Below are 25,728 nucleotides of genomic sequence, written 5' to 3' on the forward strand. Positions count from 1 at the left end.
GTATATGGCAGATAACATCAACGAAACCGAGATCATTGAGCGATTAAACAGCGCACCATCGGTACGAGGCTTTTTCATTGCAGCAGTCGACGTTTTTAACGATTCGATCGACGGGTTAGTGCAAAGAATTTTTCGTAAAGATAACTTCGCTGTTCAATCGGTTGTCGGTCCGCTGTTACAAGACTCGGGACCGCTGGGCGATCTGTCTGTTCGTTTGAAGTTATTGTTTGGCTTGGGTGTGCTTCCCGATGATATTTACCACGACATCGAAGACATCATTAAGCTCAAAAACCATCTCAATAGCGACGCTTCTGACTACGAGTTCACTGACCCTAATATTCTAGATCCAATCAAAAAGCTGCATTTGGTGAAGAAGATGGGCATGGTGCAACTGGAAGTCAACGAACCAGATGACGACATCGACCTTGAGTTTTATCAGCTCCAACTGCAACGTCAACAACAAATCATTAAGTCAGGGCTCTCGCTTGCGATTGTCGAGATCTGCAATGAACTCGGCAAAGAGAGCCCATTCTAACGCCACATTTTATACCCAAGCCAACTTTAAAAGGATTCGAGGTTGCTTAGGTATAAGAAGATAACAATGTCAGCCGCTCTACACCCAAAAACGTAGGAGCCCTACCCAATGTTAAAAGCGGTACTTTTTGATATGGATGGACTGATTTTCGATACTGAATCCATCTACAAGCAAAGTTGGCAATACGCCGCTACCGAGCAAGGCTTAACCATCACTGATGATTTCTACCAACAGTTCATCGGTGTCCAGACCCTGAATGTGAGAGAATACTCTCTGAGCATTTTCACGATGCTATCGATATGCCACGCTATAAAGCCGTGCGAGATGAACACTTCCATAATCTAAGAAATCAAGGCATTGCGCTCAAACCCGGATTCGACGCACTATTTTATGCTATCAAACAACATGGCTTATTAACCGCGATTGTCACCTCTTCTCACCTTCCTGAAGTAAAACACAATTTCGCAGGCAGCGAGTACCTTGCGCAGTTCGATTTAGTGATTACCGCCGAAGATGTAGAACGCGGCAAACCAAACCCTGATTGCTATCAAATGGCTTATCGCCACTTAGGTGTGGACGCCAAGCAATGCTTAGTATTGGAAGATTCGAACAACGGCATCAAAGCCGCACTCGCTGCAGAATGCCAAGCTGTAATGATTCCGGATTTACTTCCACCTCTGCCAGAGCTCAAAGACAGAGTCATCATTAAAGCGTCTCTTGAGGAAGTGATTCCCCTTCTGAGTCAGTTTTAGCCGCTGGCAGTATCAAGCAAAACTGGGTTTGGCCATCTTCTGAAGTGACGCTGATGCTTCCATCGTAGGCGTGAACAATCGATTGAGTGATCGACAAACCCAGCCCGGCTCCCACGCTACCTGAATGTTGGCGAGACTTGTCGACCCGATAAAAACGATCAAACAGATACGGTAGGTTTTGCTTGGGAATCGCCTCACCAACGTTGCTGACGGTTATCTTCACAAGTTCATCAACCTGCTCAATATCAACCGAAATCGTCGTCTCGTCATACGCATGACGAATCGCGTTGGATAATAAGTTACTGATAGCGCGTTCAAACATGTTTCGGTCCATATACAACATCGCCTCTCCTGAAGCGGTAATGGCCAACGCTGAATCTTCCGCCAGTATTTCGAAATACTCGATCAAATGAGCCACTTGTTCATGAGCCGCGAAGTGCTCGTTGTGTCGATGGATCAGTTTGTTTTCTGCTTTGGCGATATACAGTAAGTCATTGATGGTTTTGGTTATCCGTTCAAGCTCTTCCAAAGTAGAAGCAATCGCTTCTTGATACTCCTCAGAACTGCGTGCAGCGCCAAGGATTACTTGGTTTTGAGTAGTGATATTAGTTAGCGGCGTTTTAAGCTCATGAGCAATATCAGAGGAGAACTCACTCAAACGATGAAAACCGGTTTGTAATCGATCCAACATCGCATTGTGCTTTATCGCTAACTCTCTTAGCTCGATCGGCAACGTCTCAGGGTCAATACGAATATCTAACTGTTCAGGGGTAATATGTTGAATGTGTTTGTTTAAGGTAAGAATCGGCCTCAAACCTCGATTTACAATGGTTCGGCTATACAGAGCAGAAGCTAAAAACGCAAAGCCCAACGACCAGAATAGAATCCACCCCAGTTTATTGAGGAACAGTATATGGTGGTTAATGCTGGTGCCTATAACCACGGTGACATCTTTGGCTTTAAAGGCGAAGGCTCGAATATCCAAAGAGTCTTCATGCCATTCAATCGCATTGTTTTGATTCAAAATCTGCGGCGAACTCAACGTGAGAGACAGCTTGTCAGGAATAGAAAGGGTCGAATTTTTGTAGGTCTGCTCTCCCTCCTCAAACGCCCACATGTAAGCGGAACTGTTGTCGATAAGCAGATAAGCCGACTCAGGAGAAACCATCATGGTCTTCTCTATCGCATTATATTTGCTGACCATTTCGTTATAGTCTTGAGTAAAGAAATGGCGCTCGATGGTGTAATAGAGAATAAATGCTAAAGCGAGGTATACCACCAGCGTCGTGCCGACAAACATCAACACGAGTTTGTTTTGCATAGACAGGTTGGCAGGGAGTTTAAACATCTGGCGCTTCCAGCTTATACCCCATCCCTCTAATGGTATGAATAAGGGGCGTTTCAAATGGCTTGTCGACTTTATTGCGCAGTCGTTTGATGGCAACATCAATCACGTTCGTATCACTATCAAAGTTCATGTCCCACACCAATGACGCAATGGTGGTTCGCGATAACACCTGACCTTCTTTACGCATCAGCAACTCAAGCAGCGCATACTCTTTTGCCGTTAGCGTAATACTTTGTCCGCCTCGTGTTGCCACACGCTTCATCATGTCGAGCTCTAAATCCGCAATTTGCAGTGTCTGAGGAGAGGTTTGTACACGAGAGGAAGTATGATGACGAAAGACATTCTGAATGCGAGCCAGTAGCTCAGCAAACGCATAAGGTTTTACCACGTAATCGTTCGCCCCTAGTTCAAAGCCACGCACGCGATCTTCTATCTGCTCTTTGGCGGTCAGCATGATAACTGGAGTCTGAATGTCGCTACTGCGTAGAGTGTTGAGCACTTGCCAACCGTCGAGCTTGGGCAGCATGATGTCGAGAAGAATAAGGTCATACGGTTCACTGGTTGCGTGATATAAGCCATCGACACCGTCGCGAACCCAATCAACGACATAGCCTGATTCCACCAGCCCTTTTTGCAAGTATTCCCCTGCTTTTACTTCATCTTCTACAATCAGTAATTTCAATCTTTGCCCTCTATCTCAATGGTTTGCGCTCGGCATTGGCGATCGCAAAAAGAGTACGACACAAATTGCATCATACTCTTTTCATTCCATGTTTTTATCGATTACTGTCGCGCTGTGCGTAGTTCACTTTTACGTTCACAGTACCCTGATATTCCAATTGTCCCTGCTCGTTCATGCGCTCTTGTACCGTAACAAAACCACCGTCTTGTAGATGTGTACTATTAGAAGCGATGTCAAAAGCTCTAAGGTTCAGTTGTTTATTTAGCTCACGAGACGACATGTCTTTTAAAGAGTTTAGTTCAGCTAACGCTTGTTGATAGGCCGCATCTGAGGTTGCTGTTGGCTCAACAGAAATTGTCTTCATTTCTTCACGGCTAATGTATTTTCCACCAGTGAAAGTCGGTTGAGCGAATGCTGATGCGCTAGTGATTGCCATTGTTGTTACAAGGAGAGCGGTTTTCAGTGCTTTCATGTTGATGACCTTTGAGTGTGTTTGTTTTCAATGGCTTCATTATTCAACAACGCACCTGACATCAATCTATCGTGAAGATGACATTTTTGTCATAAACCAAAATAGCGATTTATTACTGATAATCAGCTTACTCAGATCTCGTAAGTCAGACCGAAATGGAATTTATAATCGTCTTTTTCTGGTACAGCACCTTCTGCATCGGCTTTGGTATCGGAGATATGGTCCCAAATGGCTTTGATGCTAAGTTCAAGATCATCAACCAGATCGATGTCAAAACCCAGCTCGTTGGTATGACGAGCACCACCCGCATCATTGCTCGCCCAATTGAGGTTATAGGTATGACTTAAATCGATGTCGTCTGTCAGTTCATACTCAAAATTGGATTCGAAGGTTAAGGTGTTACTGGTCGCATCGCCTGACTCCCCTTCTTCTACCGTTTTAAAGTCGGTGTACTGGTAACCCGGACCGATAGAGACATCCCACTCTGTCTGCGAATTGGCAATGATGAAATAACCCATCTGCATCGAGGCGTTGACTTGGTAATCAATATTTTGGAACTCATCACTGAGCAGCGAGAGCTTAAGCGGCCTAAAAAATAGACGGTTGCTTAGGTAAATGTCGTAGGAACCATCAAACGAACTGTTATTGGCTGTGGTCTCATCATTCGTCTTGGAGTTTTCATGTTTGGCTTTTAGCTTAGTGCGCGATCCCACCGTGTTCCGTTCCGCATCGACTTCACCTAACAGTGAAAACTCATCGGTGTTGCCTTTGCTGATGTCCAACCCCAAAAAGATCTCGGTAGTCCAATGATCAGAATCTTTCTCAGCTCCTCGATAGATCGAAACCACGTCGGAAACAGGGAACGACAATTCTTCTCCATCATTAATCAAATATAATTCGTCTTCGCGAATCGACAAATAGCCATCGTAGATGTCACCACTAGAAGTCCGGATGGTAAAGAAACTTGCCGTCTCTAATACCGCAATGTCTTCCAGTTCGATCTCTTGATCGCCAAGATCATCACTATCGAATTCAACCTCTTGATCGAACGAGTTGGTTTCTTCCTTGATCGTACCGGTCAATTCCCCTTGATCACTTCGCCAGATTTGAGTTGCAACCAATCATCGCTTTCGTCGATGAATACGGTTTGGCTTTTGCGCTCTTCTGTTTGTGTTTCTTCCTCTGCCATCACTGATTGATGGTAAAACGAGGACGCGATACATAAAGCCAAGAGTTTGATTTTCATAATGACCTTTTCAGTTCAATGGAAACCGCATCAGTGGGATTACGATAGTGATGCAGACCGCCCAACGTGTCAGAAAGTAAACAAGTGAATGTCAACGTATTGCGCATCATAACCATGTCAGCAGACATAAAAAAAGCGAAGTCATGTGACTTCGCTTTAGGTTCTGGCTACTTACATAACGCAACATAGACAAGTGTAATCTTAATCACACCTTGTATTAGTTACTCTACCGTTACCGCTTTCGCTAAGTTACGAGGTTGGTCTACGTCCGTACCTTTGATCAGTGCAACGTAGTAAGAAAGTAACTGCATTGGAATCGTGTAGTAGATTGCTGCTGTGATTTCGCTTACGTGTGGCATCTTGATGATTTTCATCGTCTCATCGCCTTCAAAGCCAGCGTCTTCATCTGCAAATACGTAAAGCAAACCACCGCGAGCACGCACTTCTTCAACGTTTGATTTCAGTTTTTCTAGAAGATCGTTGCTTGGTGCAACAACCACAACGGGCATGTCAGCATCAATTAGCGCTAGAGGGCCGTGCTTCAGTTCACCCGCCGCGTACGCTTCTGCGTGAATGTAAGAGATCTCTTTCAGTTTTAGAGACGCTTCCATCGCGATTGGGTAGAACTCACCACGACCTAGGAATAGTGTGTGGTGTTTATCTGCAAAGTCTGGTGCTAGTGCTTCGATTTCTTTTTCGAAAGACAGCGCTGCATTGATTTGCTTTGGAAGGGCATGAAGCGCTTCTACGATCTCTTTTTCTTTCTCTTTGCTGATGCGGTTTTGTTGCTTACCAAGAGCAGTCACTAGCATTAGTAGCGCAGAAAGCTGAGTCGTAAACGCCTTAGTTGATGCCACGCCAATTTCTACACCGGCGCGCGTCATGAATGCGAAGTCAGATTCGCGAACAAGAGATGACCCCGCTACGTTACAGATGGTCATTGCCGCCATGTAGCCTTTCTCTTTCGCTAGGCGAAGTGCTGCCAATGTATCGGCGGTTTCACCAGACTGAGAAAGCGTGATAAGCAAGCTGTTTGGACGCGTTACAAACTTGCGGTAACGGAATTCGGACGCGATTTCTACGTCACAGCTTACGCCTGCAATGTCTTCGAACCAGTAACGTGCGGTCATACCCGCGTTGTAAGACGTACCACATGCCACGATTTGTACGTGTTCCACTTTGCTTAGGATTTCTGCCGCGTTAACACCGATTGCTTCAGTGACAACAGAATCTGCCGTGATACGACCTTCCATTGTGTTGATCAGCGCTGTTGGTTGCTCGTAGATCTCTTTCTGCATGAAGTGACGGTATTGACCTTTGTCACCCGCATCGTGTTCAGCGTTTGATTCTGTGATTTCGCGTTCTACGCGCTCACCTGTTGCATCAAATACAGTCACGTCACGACGAGTGATCTCAGCTACGTCACCTTCTTCTAGGTACATGAAACGGCGTGTTACGTTAAGTAGCGCAAGTTGGTCAGAAGCAAGGAAGTTTTCACCCACACCAAAACCAATTACGATTGGGCTGCCTGAGCGTGCCACTACTATGCGTGAAGGATCTTTACGATCCAACGCTACCGTGCCGTATGCACCATCCAATTGTTTTGCAGTCTTCTGTACCGCTTCTAGTAGCGTTTCTGAAGTGCGAAGTTCCCACTCAACCATATGAGCGATAACTTCAGTATCCGTTTGAGATTCAAATACGTAACCACGAGATTGAAGCAGTTCACGTAGCTCTTCGTGGTTTTCGATGATGCCATTGTGTACCACTGCGATGTCACCAGACATGTGTGGGTGTGCGTTCACTTCTGAAGGTTCACCGTGTGTTGCCCAACGAGTGTGCGCAATACCGGTACCACCGATCACTTTCGCTTCGTCTACTGCGTCTGCCAGTTCTTGTACCTTACCTAGACGACGAATACGCGTTAGGTTTGTCTCACCATCAACAATCGCAACGCCCGCAGAGTCGTAACCGCGGTATTCCAAGCGACGTAGGCCTTCAACTAAAATTTCTGCAACATCTCGTTGTGCTACTGCACCTACGATTCCACACATGTGTTTATCTCCGTTTGTAGTTTTGTTCTTCCCTGACCATGATTTCAAATAGAGGCAGCAAGCAAAGGGCCTTTATCCAGAGGGAAGTGAAATATGAAACTGGTATACCCTAGTGACTTCAAGTTGTATTGTTCAGAGCCTTGTCATTGATTCGAGTTCGAGGAAGACGACGCTGTGGAATAGACACCTATTTCCAAGTCGTCTGACAATGAAATCGTATCAATGACAGGCTCCCAAAGGGCGAGTTGCCTTGGCTCACAAGCTTTGTTAACGATTTTCAATTTAGGACCCACTAGATCTTCAAATCGTTGCCTTACTTGCAAACCAAGTCATTCTCGCTGAACCAAGCAACTTGAAGTTACTCGGGTATATATAATTAGATTAGGCGCAAATAACCTTAACGCCATGTTGTTCAATCTGTACTTTGTGTTCTGGTCCTAACTCTGCATCGGTAACCAACACATTAATTTGGTCCCAAGCGAGTTCTAAGTTCGGGATCTTGCGTCCCACTTTCTCAGACTCAATCATGACGATGACTTCACGAGACACTTCTGCCATGACTTTACTTAAGCCAATTAACTCATTAAACGTGGTGGTTCCGCGCTCTAAATCGATACCATCAGCACCAATAAATAACTGGTCGAAGTCGTAAGCACGTAATACAGATTCGGCTACTTTGCCTTGGAAGGATTCTGAGTGCGTATCCCAAGTTCCGCCTGTCATTAACAAGGTTGGTTCGCTCTCTAATTCGTTAAGTGCATTGGCGACATGCAACGAGTTGGTCATGACAACCAAGCCTCGTTTATCATTTAATTGCTGAATCAGCGCAGCCGTTGTACTGCCACTGTCGATCACAATTCGGTTATGTTCTCGGATCAGTGATGCCGCTGCTTTTGCCAGACTTAACTTTCGACTCGAAACATTTGGACTCATTTCTTCATGGATAACTTCCGTTGGAATCGCAATGGCGCCACCGTAACGGCGCAAAAGTTGTCCGTTTTTCTCTAAAGAAGCTAAGTCCTTTCTAATCGTGACCTCTGAGGTTTCAAATTTTTGTGCCAGCTCATCAACGCTGACTTCCCCAAGCTCATTTACTAGGTTAGAAATGGCGTGTCTTCTTAATTGAGTGTTTCGTTTCGACATTTAAGCTCTGACTTTAAGTTTCGACTTGAAACTTATTATAGTCAAATCGAAACTTTTAAGTCCATTTATTTCGATCCAAAAAATTAATATTTCTCGTTAAAACCTTGTCCTAAGACAATTCTTAAACAGTGATATTGGATTCATTCGGTGGTAGAATTCGCCACCGAAAAGAAAAAAAATTACAGAATTGACGGTTATTTTTTTGCAACTTTCTGCATATAAAGTGGGATTAGTCACAAAAAGGTAACCAAAATCGCCGATCTTTTAGTCATAAAATGACTAAACTTGGTGAAAGACTTTCAGAATCTGAAGTTCTAATAATGAGGCGGAAAATCGGTGAATGGCAGGCACTAAATGCCATCAAAAGCGCCTAACTTCAGACTAAATAACCGACTTTCAAATTGTAACTATACTTACCGGAGAGTATCTTCCATGAAAAAGACCAAAATCGTATGTACGATTGGCCCTAAAACTGAATCTGTAGAGAAGCTAACTGAACTAGTAAACGCAGGCATGAACGTTATGCGTCTTAACTTCTCTCACGGTGATTTCGCAGAGCACGGCACTCGTATTGCGAACTTCCGCGAAGTAATGGACAAAGTAGGTAAGCAACTTGCTATCCTTCTTGATACTAAAGGCCCAGAAATCCGCACTATCAAGCTAGAAGGCGGTAACGACGTAGATCTAGTAGCTGGTCAAGAATTCACTTTCACAACTGATACTTCAGTTGTTGGTAACAAAGAGACTGTAGCGGTAACTTACGCTGGTTTCGCAGCAGACCTAAACGCTGGTAACACAATCCTAGTAGATGACGGCCTAATTGAAATGGAAGTTATCTCTACGACTGAAACAGAAGTTAAGTGTAAAGTTCTTAACAACGGCGCACTAGGCGAAAACAAAGGTGTTAACCTTCCTGGCGTTTCTGTTCAACTTCCAGCTCTTTCTGAGAAAGACAAAGCTGACCTTAAATTTGGTTGTGAGCAAGGCGTTGATTTCGTCGCTGCTTCTTTCATCCGTAAAGCATCTGACGTTAAAGAAATCCGTGAGATCCTAGACGCAAACGGCGGCAACGATATCCACATCATCTCTAAGATCGAGAACCAAGAAGGTGTAGATAACTTCGACGAAATCCTAGAGCTTTCTGACGGTATCATGGTTGCTCGTGGTGACCTAGGTGTTGAAATCCCAGCTGAAGAAGTAATCTTCGCTCAGAAAATGATGATCGAGAAGTGTAACCGTGCACGTAAGATGGTGATCACTGCAACTCAAATGCTTGATTCTATGATCAACAACCCACGTCCAACTCGTGCAGAAGCGGGTGACGTTGCGAACGCAATCATGGATGGTACTGACGCAGTAATGCTTTCTGGTGAAACTGCTAAAGGTAAGTACCCAGTTGAAGCTGTTACTATCATGGCTCAAATCGCGAACCGTACTGATTCTGCTCTTAAAGCTGAACTAGGTTCTCGTCTAGACAGCCCACGTCTTCGCATTACTGAAGCAGTATGTAAAGGCGCAGTAGACACAGCTGAAAAACTAGCAGCTCCTCTAATCATCGTTGCAACTGAAGGCGGTAAATCTGCACGTTCAGTACGTAAATACTTCCCAACTGCAAACATCATTGCACTGACAACTAACCAAAAGACAGCTGCTCAGCTTGTTCTTACTAAAGGTGTTCGTCCAGTTCTTGTTGAGTCTATCGACAGCACAGATGCTTTCTACAAAATGGGTAAAGAATACGCTCTTGAAGCTGAATTCGGCAGCAAAGGCGACATCGTTGTTATGGTTTCTGGTGCTCTAGTAGCTTCAGGCACAACGAACACAGCTTCTGTACACGTTCTATAAGACTGAAGAACTCAATCATCAGTTAAATAAAAAAGAGGGCTTCGGCCCTCTTTTTTTATATATTTAATCTTGCCCTCATAATCAGTACGCTGTATTATCAATCACAACCGAACTACGTACTGTTTAGTTGTCGTTACGATAATAAAAATTTCATGAGGTTGCTTGTGTCCAGTCCTACCCTTACCGATAAAGTTGCAAAAATGATCTGTCAGGACATCCTGACTGGTGAACTCAAACCAAGTCAAAAGCTTGTAGTTGCTGATCTGAAAGTGAAGTACAACGTAGGTGCATCACCTATTCGCGAAGCACTTGTACAGCTGTCTTGGAGCAAGTATGTAAAGCTTGAACCGCAAAAAGGCTGTTGGGTTGCCCCAGTCTGTAAAAAGGAGCTGAATGACCTCTACGAAAGCCTTCGTGTTGTTTCTTCTGTTCTGCTTAAGAAGGCGATTTTAGCGGGTGATGAGAGCTGGGAACTGGATGTATTAACGTCATACCACAAATTGTCTCGCCTGAACTTCGATGAAACTTTCTGTTGGAAAGAGTGGGAAGAACGCCACCATCAATTCCATATTTCTCTATTGGAAGGGGCAGACTCTAAGAACATGTTTGACTTCTTCAGTGACCTGATCAATCAAATCAAGCGCTACCGTTACTTCGCAATGCAAACATTAAGCTCAGAAAAGGATGTACTGTTCAATATTGATGAGCATGAGATGATCATGAAGTTGGTACTGGCGAAGAACAGCGAAGAAGCTATGGACTTACTTGATAAGCACTTGCTAAGCTCAATGGAGCGTATTGAATTGGCGATTGAAACCGCTTAAATCGCACAAAGTCTAACCATAAAAAATCGGGAAGTACCCGATTTTTTTGTATTCGCCATCAAAGCGACGTAGGTTACGCTATGTCATCAAAGCTGTGGCAAATCGAGACTCGATTACGCCCTGCACTTTTCGATTCATACAAAGCAATATCAGCACACTTATAAGTGCGAGTGCGATCCGCGGTTAAATCACTGTAGCCGACACTCACCGTCACCGACTGTTCTGAATTCTGTTCTACCGCAACTCGCAATCGGTTCAATACCACTTCCGCCTCTTGGGTCGAAGTATGAGGCATGATCACCGCAAACTCTTCACCACCAACACGGGCGACAAAATCGGTATTTCTAACGCCTTCTTGCAACGTCTCCGCGACACTAAGAATCACTTTGTCACCCTCATCATGACCAAGTTCATCATTGATGCGCTTAAAGTGGTCAATATCAAACAACGCCAAACAAGTTGTGGGGGTATCAGGATAACGCTCAAACATATTGGCATGCTGCGTCAATTGTTCTTCAAACTTCCTACGGTTCCAAAGACTGGTTAAACCGTCTTTTTCACTCAAGTTACGTAATTTTTCTTCCAACAATTTTCGTTCAGAAATATCCACCAACGACGTAATGTAGTAACTGACTTTGCCTGATTTGGCCATGATAGCTTGGATACGCATGATGGCCGTAAACACATGGTTGAGCTTCGTTCGACAACGAACCTCCCCCTCCCAAACATGTTCCACACCCAACTTACTCCAAATCGAAAGGATGTTTTCAATGTCTTCCGGCAAGAAAATCAGATTATGAGCGTTCCAACCTCGCAATCGATTTGATGAGTAGCCCATCATGTTCTCAAACTCTTGGTTCACCATCATGATGCGATGTGAGGTGTCTGAAATCATCACCGCTGTCATGCCATCCAACGCGGCACGTGCCAACTTGGATTCGATACTATGCCGTCGGTAATGGAGTGCCAACGTGGTAATCGGCAAAGCGAACACCAGCATCAAACTGAGGACAAATAAGGCTTCTTGGGCTAAGTCATCAATATCTCTTTCTGCTCGTTCAAGCAGCTGCTCTTGAGAAAGGTCGATGATCAGATGCAATGGCTCACCAGGGACAAACTCAATGGTGTTGAACGCAATGAGGTGCTTACCGTCATACCCAAAACCCATTTTTTCTGAGCCCATATTTTGCCAAATGTCTGGGTGCATTAGGCCAAAATTAAAGCGCTCACGATCTGGAATGATGTCGCCATACAATTTATCACTGTGTAAGCTCGCGACATAAAAACCGGGCTGGTTAATCAGTTCGATGTTGAAATCTCGAACCGGTGAATAGTTCAATCGGGAGGAGAGGTATTGAACGTCGATATTTAATACCAAGTACCCTTCTCGTACCCCATTCATCGCGACAGGCATCATGATTCGAACTGATGGTCGATATGGATGAATCAAGTCACCATTTTCTTTTTCTAATTCAATACCCCAAGACCCTATTTGATCGTCTTTAAGGTTTTGCGCATAAAGAAAATATTCTCGTTCGGACTTGTCTTGAAGCTTACGAGCAGGAGCCGCAGTACGAGTTTTGAAGTCGTAGTTAATACGGACATTCTCTCGACCAGCAAGGTTCAAAAAGCGGATCTGCGTGTACCACTTTTGGTTCACCGCAACTGAGCTCCACACCTCTTCTAAAATCGCTAAATTTTTGGGATTAGGGTGTCGTAAATAGTCGTAAAGACTTTGACTGTGACCGAGCAGGTCGCTAATGGAGGATATTTGGTCCTGAACGTTATTGTATTCACGTTCAGAATACGCCAATTGATGAAGTGCTTCCTTGGCCGTATTTTCTACATTATTCGCCAACAAGCTTTGGTATTTTTGATAATAATAGGTAGAGATTAGCGCGCTAAAAAATAGCGTTGTCGCCAACAAAGAGCCGACTAACTTTCTGACTTTCACGCGTACTACTACCCATTTTGTTTACGAAACCATCAATTATATCATCTGTTGTTATTTTCTAAACAAAAAGCCATCGATTTCACGATGGCTTATCACAAATACCCAAGTGACTTGGATAGAAGGTTTCAGTTATTACGGTTTAAGGCAGCGCTCTCCGCGAGCAACCCCAACCACACCACTTCGTGCTACCTCAACCACTTCTGTCACTTCTGAAATGGCTTGAATGAACGCATCCAACTTCTCACTGGTTCCTGCCAACTGAACGGTGTATTGAGAAGCGGTCACATCAACAATCTGCCCACGGAAGATGTCAGCCGTGCGTTTCACTTCTGCTCTCGCAAAGCCGCTCGCTTTCACTTTCACCATCATCAGCTCACGTTCAATATGTTCAAACTCTGTCACCTCTTGAACTTTAAGCACATCAATCAGCTTATGCAGTTGTTTCTGAATCTGCTCTAATTGCATCTCATCAGAGTTGGTTGTGATGTTCAAACGCGACAAGGTTTCATCATCGGTTGGAGATACGTTCAACGATTCAATGTTGTAACCACGCTGAGAAAACAGACCGACAACGCGAGACAGTGCACCTGGTTGGTTTTCCATTAACAAAGAAATAATGTGTCTCATATTACGTTCTCTCCGTTTTGCTTAGCCACATTTTGTCCATACCCTCGCCTTTAATCTGCATTGGGTATACGTGCTCGGTTTCATCTACGTTGATGTCGACAAACACCAAACGATCTTTCATATCTAACGCTTTTTGTAGACCCGCTTCGAGCTGATCTGGCGTTTCAATACGGATACCGACGTGACCATAAGCTTCTGCAATTGCAGCAAAATCAGGAACAGAACTCATGTACGAGTTAGAGTGACGACCTTGGTAAATAATGTCTTGCCATTGTTTTACCATGCCTAGGAAACGGTTATTCAAGTTAATGATTTTTACAGGGATGTCGTATTGCATTGCCGTCGACAACTCCTGGATATTCATCTGGATACTGCCATCACCAGTCACAACCACCACTTCTTCTTCTGGCATTGCGAATTTCACACCCATACCAGCAGGCAAGCCGAAGCCCATTGTGCCGAGACCACCCGAATTAATCCAACGGCGTGGTTTATTAAATGGATAGTAAAGTGCCGCAAACATCTGGTGCTGTCCCACATCAGACGCAACGTAAGCATCTCCCTTGGTGAGCTTGTGCAGTGTTTCGATAACTTGTTGCGGTTTAATGCGTTCCGGAGAGGTCTCGTATGCTAGGCATTCACGCTCACGCCATACTTGGATGTCTTCCCACCACTTCGCGATGGCTTGCGTATCATTACTGCTGTTTTGCTCATTCAGCAAGCCAACCATGGTCGCTAGCACCTTATCGGCAGAACCTACGATAGGCAGATCCACTTTGACGTTTTTCGAAATCGAAGACGGGTCGATATCGATGTGCATGATCTTCGCGTTAGGACAGTACTTCTCTAAGTTATTCGTCGTACGATCATCGAAGCGCACACCAATACCAAAGATTAAGTCGGCTTCATGCATCGCCATATTGGCTTCATAAGTACCGTGCATACCTAACATTCCCAACGAGTTCTTATGCGTCCCTGGGAAGGCACCTAAGCCCATCAAGGTACTAACAACAGGCAGATTCAATTCATCAGATAAGGTTTGAATGTGCTCATGCGCACCGGAAATCACCGCACCACCACCAATATAAAGAACAGGCTTCTTCGCCTCTACTAGAGCTTTAAGTGCTTTTTTGATCTGGCCTTTATGGCCTGAGGTCGTTGGTTTGTACGAACGCATCGAGATGTTTTCAGGATACTCGTAAGGAAGCTTGATTTGCGGATTCAAAATATCCTTCGGCAAATCAATCACAACAGGGCCAGGTCGGCCAGTTGTCGAGATATAAAACGCTTTTTTGATCGTCTCAGGAATGTCTTCTGCCTTTTTAACCAAGAAGCTGTGTTTTACGACAGGGCGAGATACACCCACAATGTCACACTCTTGGAAGGCGTCGTTACCGATAAGATTATTCGGCACGTTACCAGAAATAACGATCATTGGGATCGAGTCCATGTACGCTGTCGCAATACCCGTGATGGTATTTGTTGCACCAGGACCCGAACATACTAGCACTACGCCCGGCTTACCGGTTGCGCGAGCATAACCATCAGCCATGTGAGTCGCAGCTTGCTCGTGCCGTACTAATACGTGTTTAATTTGGTCGGTTTTTGCGTGCAGTGCATCGTAGATATCCAGAACGGATCCACCAGGGTAACCAAAGATTTGCTCTACGCTCTCTTCGATCAGAGATTGCACTACCATCTCTGCGCCTGACAACATTGCTGTCATAATTGCTCTCCTTACCAGTTTTCCTCTCCGTAAGGCCAACGGATTGGGCTGGTTTTACATAGTCTAGGTCTTATTCGTAGCCTAATAGAAATACTTCCACTTTTTCAGCTATGTCCTGCGCTTGTCATAACAAAACGCAAGGTAACACAACAAATGTAACGTTTTATTATCAACGGGTCTAATGAGAGTTGAGTCAAAATTTAAACAAGATGCTATAAATCAGAACAAAACCAGGATTAGGCACCAACCAACAAATACAATTTGGAATCAAGACCATATTCAAGGCAGAAATAAAGTGAATAATTTCACTAAAAATCACCTAAAAGAACAATTTCTCCTTCATGAAGGATATTAATAAGTGTGAAATACAGGCACAAAAAAATCCCCAGCAGCACAATATTAGGCAACTGGGGATTTTTTCATCAATTTGAAATCTAAGTCAGCTTAAGTTACTTTTTATCTGACTTTTCGTTGTACATTTCTTCAATTTCATCTTGGTATTTATCGTTAATCACTTTACGACGCAATTTTTGAGTCGGTGTTAATTCACCTTCATCCATCGAAAAAGCTTTTGGTAACAGTTTGAATTTCTTCACTTGCTCAAACTTCGCTAACTCTTTTTGTAGGTCATTTACACGCTTCTCTAACATCTCTACCACTTGGTGGTGTTTGATCAACTCAACGCGATCGTGATATTTGATGTTCAGTTCTTTTGCGTACTCTTCTAGCGAGTCGTAACACGGTACGATCAGCGCAGATACAAACTTACGTGTATCGGCAATCACCGCGATCTGCTCAATAAAGTGGTCTTTGCCAATCGCACCTTCAACAACCTGAGGCGCAATGTACTTACCATTTGAGGTCTTCATCAGCTCTTTAATACGGTCAGTAATGAACAAGTTGCCATTTTCATCAATGTAACCTGCATCGCCCGTTTTCAAGAAACCATGTTCGTCGAAAGTCTTCTCGGTTTCTTCTGGCATTTTGTAGTAACCACGCATCACCATTGGACCACGCACTAAGATCTCGTTGTTTTCACCGATCTTAACTTGTGCGCCAGGCATTGCCATACCGATAGAGTCCGGACTAAAGCATTGATCATCCCAGCAAGAAACTGTTGCTGTCGTTTCTGTCATACCGTAGCCAAGCTTTACGTTGATGCCGATTGCGTGAAAGAAGCGACCAATCGTCTCATCCAACTTCGCACCGCCACATGGCATGAAGTTAATGCGGCCACCCAGCAATGCACGTAGCTTACTCAGAACCAGTTTATCCGCCAGAGCGTATGACTTACGCAGCATCAACGATGGCTTGCGATTTTCTTGATAACATGCCGCCATCTTCGCGCCCATGTTAACTGCCCACGTGAACATCACTTTACGGTGGATTGGAGCACGGGATACTTTCTCATGGATAGCAGAGAAAATTTTCTCATAGAAACGAGGTACCGCACTCATAACGGTAGGGCGCACTTCGCTTAGTGCATCACGCACTTGCATGGTGTCTTGTAGGTAGCAGTTAGTCGCGCCTTTGTAGAGCACATAGAACGTCCAAGCTCGCTCAAATACATGTGATAGCGGAAGGAAACACAAAGACACATCATCTTCAGTCAAACTTAAACGCTCATCGTGACCTTCAAGCTGAGCCGAAATGTTAGCGTAATCCAACATTACGCCTTTTGGCTGTCCCGTGGTACCAGAGGTATAAATCAATGTAAGAAGATCTTCTTCTTGCGCCTGCTCTAAACGAGAAGTTAATTCGCTCTGATGACTATCGTCACCTTTAGCGATGAAATCATCCCACGTCATTGCAAACGCGTGTTCGCCAAGCTCAATGTCATCCGACATCGCCACGATCAGTTCTAGCTGCTGACATTCGCCAAAGATGCTCACGGCTGCGTCAAATTGAGGCTGCTCACCGACAAACAGTATTTTTACGTCTGCATTGTCGATGATGTAAGCAGACTGCGCTGCTGTGTTGGTTGGGTAGATAGGGACGGTTACGCCACGCAATTGCAGCGCTGCAAAATCAGCGATGGTCCATTGCGGCATATTGTTCGAGAAGATACCGATCTTATCTTGAACGCCCAATCCTTGAGCCAAAAGTGCAAGTGACAAAGCATCTACTTGCTGCCCAAACTGCTCCCAAGTAATACCCTGCCATGCATCACCCACTTTATGTTTGAGTGCAACACGAGTACCACCTTTCGCAATTTGTTCACGAATACGTTTAACGATATGAAAATCTAACTTGGCCATTCTCTACATTACCTTTTGGCTTACAGGCGTAAGCTATTTGAGCGCACAAGTGTAACCTCGACGCCTAAAAACGCAACTGACCATTATCAAACTTATCATTATTAAGAGAGCACTATCACTAATGAGAGCTTAGCACGCCTTTAACTGTTGAAGGTTTAATCAACTTAAGTCGCTGTTTCTGCAATTAGTTAGCAGAAATAAAAAGACCCCGAGAGACAGAGTCTTCTCGGGGCCAAGGAATTGTAAAAATTGATGATTACAAGTCCAGTCTGACCAGTTAGTCAGACGATAAATTAAGCTTGTTTTAGCGCAACCACTTCGCCACAAGTGATCATTAGTTGGTCGCGTAGCCAGATGTGGCCTTTGTCTTTCTCACTTGATTCATGCCAGCTTAGGTAACCGCTGATTTCTTTGTTTTCAAATGGGAAGTCTAGGATTTGCAGTTGGTCGCTGTTTACTGCGTTTTCAGCCATCCAACGTGGTGCAATTGTAACAAGTTCAGACTGGCTTACTACGTATAGCAAGTTGCTTAGGCTTGAGCCTTCGTATGCAGCTTGGCAATCAAGCTCACGGTACGCTTGCTCAGAGAAACTACGTTGACCATGTACACGTGAAAGTTTCGCGTGTTTTTCGTTGATCAGTTGCTCAGCAGATACGCCACCTTGAATACGAGGGTGCGTCTTAGATGCAATCACAACTAACTCATCTTTGAAGATTTCAGTGCTTGAGAAACCTTGGTCATCGAAACGTGCGTAGTCGATAACGAAGTCGATTTCTTGGTAACGCATGCGCTCAGATAGAAGACGGTCGAATTCCGCATCTAGGTGAAGCTGTACGCTTGGCGCTTGCTCATTAATGTTTGCCATGATTCGTGGTGCAAAACGCATATCACATGGGCTACAAATCGCTAGCTTAAATAGACGAGTTGAAGACTCTGGCTGGAACACTGAACTTGGTAGTTCATTGCGGATAAGTTGCAGCGCTTGGCGGATTGGACCAAACAGTTGACGAGCACGTTGAGTCGGCTGAATACCGCGACCCTGACGCATAAATAGCTCATCGTTGAACATCACTTTTAGACGTGCAACCGCATTACTTACTGCTGGTTGTGACATGCCTAGGTTGTGCGCTGCACGAGTAATGTTTTGCTCTTGCATCACAGCATCAAATACGGTCAATAGGTTTAAATCTACACCACGCAATGTGCTTTCCATACGGTAGCTAGCAATTGCGCTCATCGCGTCTTTTTTATCTAACATTGAGTGCGCCTCTTTGTAATCGTCAATTTGGTTCAATGAATTCTTAACGAATAGAATCTCTGTGCGCACAAACAACCGTGGCTGGATTCAGATCATTTTTCAGGAATAGAACACCGAATTTGTATTATATTTATCGTCCGGATATTTCCGGCTTGAACCGTACTATCAACTAATCAATCAAGGTTTCGCAACTAGATTGATATTTAATCATTAAATTTTAGCCAATTAGGTATTTTATTCATATTTATCATTAACTTAGCAAAAATATAAAAAACTATAAAACAACCAAATCAGATATTTCTGACAACCTATTTAGCACGCTAATGGCATTCTACAGGGCTTACACAACTCATTTACCCGACTTATCCTTTGCATTTAACTTCAAAAAGCACCATCAATACTTTGGTTCACAAAGTGCGCGAATCAGTTAAAGAGGCAGCAAAATTGCAGTGAATAGAAATGATATTGAGGGCATAAAAATGCAGCTGCTCGAAGAGAAACTGCTGTTATTGAGAAGACAAATGAATGGGTTATATATTGGAAACGTAGCTGGGGAAATCGACTTGTTCCCACAGTTGTTCAGAGAGCTTCTCTGATGTATCCCATGCACCTTGTAACACCCATGATGCGATAGCTTTTGCTACGTCTGGGTATTTAACGCTTTCTGCTTGCTGCTCGCTCAACCAATGACGAACGATAGAAATATCCAAACTCTCCATCGATGTAGCTAAACCAAGATCTTCCAAAGTCGCGACATTACTTTGTTGTTCAAACTGCCCCGCCAATGGTTTGAGTAACAACTTCTTGCCAAGAGAGAGCGCTTCAGACGGTAATTCAAAACCACCATTAGCAATGACACCGCTACAACGCTGCAAGTGGTGCTGAAAATTAGTGTGGCAAAGTGGACGAAGTTCGACATTTTCTATTCGCTCATACTCAATCACGTTCGGGTGATAACAGATAAACGTCTGTTGGTTGAAATGAAACAGCAAATCGCTAATGTCCTCTATCGACTCGAATGGCAAATACACTAAAACAAAGTCGTCGCTATCTGTGATGTTTTCTAACGTATGTACAATGGGAGGTAAGATCGGTTGATCGAAGTGATACCAATGCAACCCTAAATGATGCTGCGAAGGAGCAAAGTGCTCAATGACAGACTTGTCGAACCAACTCGCGCCTTTCAGTGGCACTGGATAACGAAACGCATTTTGGTGACTGATACCAATACATGGTTTGTTTTGTTTACGAGCGGCCCAAGCAGTCACTGGCTCAAAATCATTGATCACCAAATCATAAGACGAAAGATCGAGCTGTTTTACCTCTTTGAAAAACTGCATCAGATTATTGCTCAACGCCGTTTTGGTATAGCTAACCGATCCTTTCTCAGTGATAAAAGTAAAACCCCGACGCGTCTGGTAATCACCAAACGCTTCCATAGAAAAATACTTGCCTGGCTCTCGACCAGAAAACAAAAAATCCACCTGAACATCATGCGCTTTAAATGCCTCACTCATGGCTCGAGCTCGAGCGATATGGCCGTTTCCCGTTCCTTGAACTCCATACAAGATCTTCATCAATTACCTCCAACAATAGCGATAGCCACAGAACCACAAGCGCTGCCTAAGAGCGCGCCAATAATGATGTCCGTAAAAAAATGTACACCAAGCAGAATTCTTGAAATCCCAATCAAACTTGCCCAAACAAAAGCAGTAGTACCGAGTTCTGGGTAGAAGTGGTGAATGATGGTCGCCATCACAAATCCAGCCGCGGTGTGGCCGGAAGGCAAGCTGTAACGATCGGATGGAGTAATAAACGCGGGCAGCAACGCACTCAACTCTTCAGGGCGACGACGTTTGAAACTGTTCTTTAACGCCCAATAAATGGGTAGCTCAATGAAAAAAGCAATTACCCCTGCGAGCAAAAACCACTGCCCATACTGCTTATCTAAAAACCAAGCTAATAAGCCAAGTACAACATAAAGGTGCCCATCTCCACTGTGTGAGACCCCTTTACTGATGTTGGCGACCTGCTGGTTGAAACGGTGTTGTAAGCACACACTGGAAAATGCCAAATCGAATTTAGCAATAGTGGCGATTGGCTGTGAAATTGTCTCTAAAGCTCGCATGTGACTTCCCTTTACTTTGACAATGCCTTTGTATGAAAAGTAGGCGTAGAAAGTGACAACGACATGACGAGAAGTTGGACAATTAATGACAAGTGATTATTTAGAGTAAGAGGGGATAAATCTGAAGAAGAATAGGCTTCAGTGACACAATATACGTGTCACTGAAGATTCAAAATGGTGGGGCATGGCAAATTACGATGGATTCGAGTTCACAGCTGGAGCATCGATATACCAGATTTTTCTCTGCTTGCGACAAGCTCGAAGCGAACCTGTGGTGATATTGCCATTTTTGGTCAGCTCGTAACTCAGGTCACGGCAGGTGTAGTTGCCAAATAAACCATGCTCGGATTGGGTATCACTTGATTTAGAAGTACCGCCAAGCAAGGGATTCGGTTTGATAGAGAGGATATCGCGATTCACTACGTTACTACGGGCATAGTCTTTATGGACATAGCCTCGGATCATGCCTTTTTGCTCAACCAACAACCAAGGTTCACCTTCAACTTTGGCAATCGCATTGAACACTTCGCCTTTTGTCAGTTCGCCCAACTTCTCGCCACTTAAACTTGGTTTAGAACGTAAGTTAAGTGTGGTTTTCGAACGATAAGAGACATCCATAAACTCTAACTTATTTGAAGTATCCACACCCTCAACGACGGGACGGCTGACTTCAGCCTCTTTCCATTGATTTGGCTGAACACGAATCTTCCACCATGTGTAAGTGTCCGGGTCTTTACCTTTAAACTTATCGCGGTTATCTGATTCCAATGCCACCAGCATTTGATTTAAAAAGGACTCGCGTCCATCTTCACTTAAATACTGATCCATTTGATGATTAATCACCATGACACTTTGGGCATGATCATTTCTCATCACAGAAGAAGCCGTTGCTTCAGCCGATCCAAATTGAAGTAGCTGACAGCCAGACGAAGAGAGCACAGCTAGCACCAGCGTAGAACGTCCAAATTGTTTTGCAAAATTCATCAATCCCTAACCTATTTGCTTGTAAAATCCACCTAATGCAACCGCTCTACTATAAAACGCTATAATGGATTTGCGCCAAACAATTGAGCCCTTTGTGTGATAGCTCGCAAAGCGTGCGGTATAAAATTACCCCGTCAATCACTCTTCTCATTTTTAAGACTTGATTATCCCTAGTTTTTCCACTCACTCAGTAAGAGAAAACTTTCGAAAAAAAGCGGTTATCAAAATAACCGCTTTTCGACTCGCTAGTGATTGGTCGACGTTCTGTTCCACACTTCTATTGACCAAGTATTATTGCTTCGCTCTCGCAGCACAATCCCCTTGCTATCATAGCTATCGATCTGTCTTTGCCATTCTGTCATATCGTTTAACTTTGTTCCTGTCTCATCGAAATACTCCGATGTACTGTAGCTAAACTGCTGACATACCTCTGCTTGATGGTTCTTTCCGTCAACTTCGTAATTGATTGTCTTTTTACCTGCATAGGTTTGGCTATACATCACATTGCCAGAACGCCAGTCCACCAACTCATCGTCATTGCTATCACTACCGTACTGGGTTGAAGGATCGTGGATAGAAAATTGACTATAAGTAACATTAGGGATTCGATAGTATGCCTTATCATTCCAAGCTACTTTTTCAGTCGTTCTAGAGCCCCATTTAATATCAATGTCATTGTTTGGCTCATACCCCTCAATTCCCAACCAGTCTCCATTTTGACCAATATGGTAATGCTCTTTAAACCATGGTGAGCTATCTAGTAACGTCGCAAACAATTGCTCTAAACGAACGGTCATGTCATGCCACTGATAGTTTTCATTAACTAAAAGGTGCCACTCGTAATTGGCTTCCTGCTCGACGTGCTCATCAAATTCATTAAAACGAGAACGGTTCATTCGATAGGTATTAACATCACCAACCTCAGCAACATACTCTCCCCCTTCTAACGACGCCAAGCACTGCTCAAAGGTCGAAAACTCACCTTCCGGGACTCGGGAGAGCAAAGGATCTTTGCCATACACCTTATTGTCTATAACGAAGCCTTCTAATTGCTTGATGTAGTTACGCCATCCCCAAACCGGCGTCATTTTCTCCTCGTCTGAGTACTCCATATATGAACGTTCACTTCTCACCATGAGGTTTTGGCTAGCAGTGTAATTAGTCATAGCTTCCGAGATATATACTGCTGCAGGCTCATTGTTCCCATCATTGTCCATAAAGGCATAGTGACCCTCATGTCCAGAAACACAAACCTCAACTAGGTTGCCATCCAGATTTAAAATGTCTTTCCCTTTATAGAACAAGGTCGTTGCATCTTGATTAAACGTTGGCGATTCGGCATCAGGATTCCATTTATTGATGCGTGTGTAGTCAACAACAAGCGGGGTATTGAGTACTACGTCATATTCTTGTTGAGTGGTAGGGATAAAGCCCCACCAGCGATAGTAGGTATCATGGAATCCGTAATACATGCCACTTTCGACATCGGTATACTCTAACTCTGCATTCGGATCCCACTCACTTAATGAACCACCAAAATCAGGAGTGACCTGAGTGACATTAAAAGTTCGGTCCGTTAACAAACCATTTGGTAAGCCTGACTGCTGACCTAACAATATTTCTGTTTGGGAAAACTGTTGGATATCACCACTGATCATTTCACGCTCAACAGAATAGAGCTTGCTGTCTCGTCTTTCATCAATCGCCACTGTTGAGAACTGATTCTCAGGTAGAGAAGAGACACATTGCGCTAACGTGTTTGGTACATTTAACGCTTCCAGAGGCTGATTATCTTCATCATCTAAGTAGCCATCACCATCATCGTCGTTGTCCGCATTGTTACCGATGCCATCCCCATCGGTATCAAGCGTTTCCGTCGGGTCGTTTGGCAAGGCATCAGCATTGTCGCCTACACCATCTTTATCACTGTCTTTAGATTCTGATGCATCATTTGGGAAAGCATCGCTGTTGTCTCCAATACCATCTTTGTCGCTGTCTTTAGATTCCATAGCATCACTTGGGAAAGCATCGCTGTTGTCGCCAATACCATCTTTATCACTGTCTTTAGATTCTGATGCATCATTTGGGAAAGCATCGCTGTTGTCACCAACACCGTCTTTATCGCTGTCTTTAGATTCTGTCGCATCACTTGGGAAAGCATCGCTGTTGTCGCCAATACCATCTTTATCACTGTCTTTAGATTCTGATGCATCATTTGGGAAAGCATCGCTGTTGTCACCAACACCGTCTTTATCGCTGTCTTTAGATTCTGTCGCATCACTTGGGAAAGCATCGCTGTTGTCGCCAATACCATCTTTGTCGCTGTCTTTAGATTCTGTAGCATCACTTGGGAAGGTATCACTGTTGTCACCAACGCCATCTTTATCGCTGTCTTTAGACTCTAATTGATCATTTGGAAACGCATCGCTATTGTCACCAACACCATCCGTGTCACTGTCTTTAGACTCTGAAGCATCATTTGGGAAGACATCGCTGTTATCACCGACACCATCTTTATCACTGTCTTTCGTTTCTGAAGGATCGTTAGGGAAAGCATCAGCATTATCGCCAACAGCGTCTTTATCTGTATCTTTGGTCTCACTTGGGTCGAGAGGGAAAACGTCTTGATTATCCCCAACCTGATCACCGTCGGTGTCGTACCATTCAGTATCATCATTAGGAAAGGCATCAAGCGCATCAATAATAAGATCGCCATCGCTGTCATGAGTGGAAACCAGCATCAGCTCATTCGTTTCAGGATCTTTAATGACGATATGATCATCAGCAGCATTCTCAACCAAAATGTTTACCTGCTCAGAATCTGCGATAATGTTTTGGGCTTGTTCAAGCTCTTGAACAGAGGCAGGCATCGCGCCAGAAGCAACTAAAGAAACCGCACTTTTTTGTACTTTCTTCGCCTCTTCTGTTTGGGATACAATATAGTCAGAAACCACCGACGCTTCACTTACCCCAAGTGCTTGTGCAACCTCGCTTACTGCCTGCTGATAAGCATCCGCTTCACTAGCATTGGTAACGCCCATGCGCATTTTAGCTTCAACCAATGTCGTTAATGGCGTAACAACCTTGCCCTGATAAGCGACCATCAACAGATCTTCAGCAATGGGTTTACCATGATCTAAGTCGATCGCAACACCAGCTTCAGCAAAGGTGATGAGTTGATAGTCGTTAATGTCATCAATTTGAGTGAGATCCAGAGAAACCGCGCCAGTTTCATCAGTGGTACCACTAACCTCTCCGTCTTCCAAAATGTAGTTAACGCTGTCTTTTCTTTCTAACCATACTTTTGCATTTTGAATGTAGCCATCAATCACCTTAACGGTTAACACATTGTCGGTAACCGTTGGCTGATTAGAATCATCACCGCCACAGGCAGAAAGAACCAAAGCACTACTGATCGCCAATGCAACTCGGGATTTATAAAACATAACTCACCATCCTTGATTAATTTGCCCTCCATTTTAAATATCTCTTCGCTAGCCGTAAGGCATTCACCCAACTAATAACAAGAACTCGATCGAAAACAATAGAGAAATATTACGTAACTAAAACGCAGCAAAACAAACGGTTACATTTAGTATCAAAGCGCAATAAACACCTGCATTTAAAAGCCATAATGAGACTGACAAATCTCCCCCTCTGAGCACAACAAAAACGATTCACGCTGCGAATAACCGCTAACGCCTGAGTCCTTTTAAAAGCCATTAACAGAAATCCACTCATCGGATATGAATAAAAAATCGACTTTAGGGTTGACGTGTTCCATTGAGTGCGGTACTAATTTGTTAACTTAATTTTGTGGAATGCTTAACAACTATGTCAGCACGTTTTTCTATCCTGCTTAGCCTCCTCCTGATCGTGACCAATTCGCGC

Annotated in this window: 17 protein-coding genes and 2 pseudogenes; 4 read left to right on the forward strand and 15 right to left on the reverse strand. The window is 44.0% G+C overall.

The annotated features are described in order from the left end of the window. Nucleotides 1-4 precede the first annotated feature (4 nt). Nucleotides 5-535, forward strand: a complete 531-nt coding sequence (locus C1S74_RS09000; RefSeq protein ID WP_005437418.1) for an MltR family transcriptional regulator — start codon at nucleotides 5-7, stop codon at nucleotides 533-535. Nucleotides 536-643: 108 nt separating this feature from the next. Next, a pseudogene (locus C1S74_RS09005) lies at nucleotides 644-1,287 on the forward strand (HAD family hydrolase). Here the strand turns inward: C1S74_RS09005 and C1S74_RS09010 are convergent. From C1S74_RS09010 to C1S74_RS09035, 6 genes and pseudogenes are all read right to left on the reverse strand, one after another. Beyond that, a complete protein-coding gene (locus tag C1S74_RS09010; protein WP_045400434.1) occupies nucleotides 1,241-2,635 on the reverse strand; it encodes a heavy metal sensor histidine kinase in 1,395 nt (464 codons plus the stop codon). The pseudogene C1S74_RS09005 and the gene C1S74_RS09010 sit on opposite strands and share 47 nt — an antisense overlap. Continuing rightward, nucleotides 2,628-3,317, reverse strand: coding sequence for a heavy metal response regulator transcription factor (locus C1S74_RS09015; protein ID WP_045400436.1), 690 nt, complete (start codon nucleotides 3,315-3,317; stop codon nucleotides 2,628-2,630). Before C1S74_RS09015 ends, C1S74_RS09010 begins: the two co-directional genes overlap by 8 nt. Nucleotides 3,318-3,411: 94 nt before the next feature. After that, entirely contained in the window at nucleotides 3,412-3,789 is a 378-nt protein-coding gene (locus tag C1S74_RS09020; RefSeq protein ID WP_045400439.1) for a DUF3316 domain-containing protein, read from the reverse strand. Nucleotides 3,790-3,920: 131 nt separating this feature from the next. Beyond that, a pseudogene (locus C1S74_RS09025) lies at nucleotides 3,921-5,035 on the reverse strand (DUF481 domain-containing protein). Nucleotides 5,036-5,256: 221 nt separating this feature from the next. After that, nucleotides 5,257-7,089, reverse strand: coding sequence for a glutamine--fructose-6-phosphate transaminase (isomerizing) (glmS, locus tag C1S74_RS09030; RefSeq protein ID WP_038866157.1), 1,833 nt, complete (start codon nucleotides 7,087-7,089; stop codon nucleotides 5,257-5,259). A gap of 381 nt (nucleotides 7,090-7,470) precedes the next feature. Then, complete coding sequence (locus C1S74_RS09035) at nucleotides 7,471-8,232, reverse strand: DeoR/GlpR family DNA-binding transcription regulator (RefSeq protein ID WP_045400443.1); 762 nt, start codon at nucleotides 8,230-8,232, stop codon at nucleotides 7,471-7,473. Nucleotides 8,233-8,664: 432 nt separating this feature from the next. On the opposite strand from C1S74_RS09035, the gene pykF reads away from it, so the two are divergent. After that, nucleotides 8,665-10,077 carry a pyruvate kinase PykF gene (gene pykF, locus C1S74_RS09040; RefSeq protein ID WP_038866152.1) on the forward strand — a complete coding sequence of 471 codons (1,413 nt, stop codon included), beginning with the start codon at nucleotides 8,665-8,667 and terminating at the stop codon, nucleotides 10,075-10,077. 152 nt (nucleotides 10,078-10,229) lie between these two features. After that, entirely contained in the window at nucleotides 10,230-10,901 is a 672-nt protein-coding gene (locus C1S74_RS09045; RefSeq protein ID WP_081094899.1) for a GntR family transcriptional regulator, read from the forward strand. A 73-nt stretch (nucleotides 10,902-10,974) separates the two neighbouring features. Here the strand turns inward: C1S74_RS09045 and C1S74_RS09050 are convergent, their stop codons facing one another. The 9 genes from C1S74_RS09050 to C1S74_RS09090 all read right to left on the reverse strand — a co-directional run bounded on the left by C1S74_RS09050 (nucleotide 10,975) and on the right by C1S74_RS09090 (nucleotide 25,283). Further along, entirely contained in the window at nucleotides 10,975-12,855 is a 1,881-nt protein-coding gene (locus C1S74_RS09050; RefSeq protein ID WP_045400445.1) for a sensor domain-containing diguanylate cyclase, read from the reverse strand. Between the two features lie 132 nt (nucleotides 12,856-12,987). After that, nucleotides 12,988-13,482 carry an acetolactate synthase small subunit gene (gene ilvN, locus C1S74_RS09055; RefSeq protein WP_009843336.1) on the reverse strand — a complete coding sequence of 165 codons (495 nt, stop codon included), beginning with the start codon at nucleotides 13,480-13,482 and terminating at the stop codon, nucleotides 12,988-12,990. Nucleotide 13,483: 1 nt separating this feature from the next. Next, on the reverse strand, nucleotides 13,484-15,208 hold the full coding sequence (locus tag C1S74_RS09060; protein ID WP_045400448.1) for an acetolactate synthase 3 large subunit: 1,725 nt from the start codon (nucleotides 15,206-15,208) through the stop codon (nucleotides 13,484-13,486). 449 nt (nucleotides 15,209-15,657) lie between these two features. Continuing rightward, nucleotides 15,658-17,466, reverse strand: coding sequence for an AMP-dependent synthetase/ligase (locus C1S74_RS09065; RefSeq protein WP_045400450.1), 1,809 nt, complete (start codon nucleotides 17,464-17,466; stop codon nucleotides 15,658-15,660). Nucleotides 17,467-17,759: 293 nt separating this feature from the next. Further along, nucleotides 17,760-18,725 carry a LysR family transcriptional regulator CalR gene (gene calR, locus C1S74_RS09070; protein ID WP_045400452.1) on the reverse strand — a complete coding sequence of 322 codons (966 nt, stop codon included), beginning with the start codon at nucleotides 18,723-18,725 and terminating at the stop codon, nucleotides 17,760-17,762. 530 nt (nucleotides 18,726-19,255) lie between these two features. Next, entirely contained in the window at nucleotides 19,256-20,302 is a 1,047-nt protein-coding gene (locus C1S74_RS09075; RefSeq protein WP_045400454.1) for an MJ1255/VC2487 family glycosyltransferase, read from the reverse strand. Next, on the reverse strand, nucleotides 20,302-20,853 hold the full coding sequence (locus tag C1S74_RS09080) for a phosphatase PAP2 family protein (protein ID WP_045400456.1): 552 nt from the start codon (nucleotides 20,851-20,853) through the stop codon (nucleotides 20,302-20,304). The genes C1S74_RS09075 and C1S74_RS09080 overlap by 1 nt, the downstream gene beginning before the upstream one ends. A gap of 192 nt (nucleotides 20,854-21,045) precedes the next feature. Further along, nucleotides 21,046-21,837: an SH3 domain-containing protein gene (locus tag C1S74_RS09085; protein WP_045400458.1), complete on the reverse strand. Its 792-nt coding sequence runs from the start codon at nucleotides 21,835-21,837 to the stop codon at nucleotides 21,046-21,048. 245 nt (nucleotides 21,838-22,082) lie between these two features. Continuing rightward, nucleotides 22,083-25,283 (reverse strand): thrombospondin type 3 repeat-containing protein, encoded by a 3,201-nt coding sequence (locus C1S74_RS09090; RefSeq protein ID WP_103415264.1) that lies wholly within the window; start codon nucleotides 25,281-25,283, stop codon nucleotides 22,083-22,085. Nucleotides 25,284-25,728: the final 445 nt, after the last annotated feature.

It is taken from the genome of Vibrio hyugaensis, assembly GCF_002906655.1.
GTDB lineage: Bacteria > Pseudomonadota > Gammaproteobacteria > Enterobacterales > Vibrionaceae > Vibrio > Vibrio hyugaensis.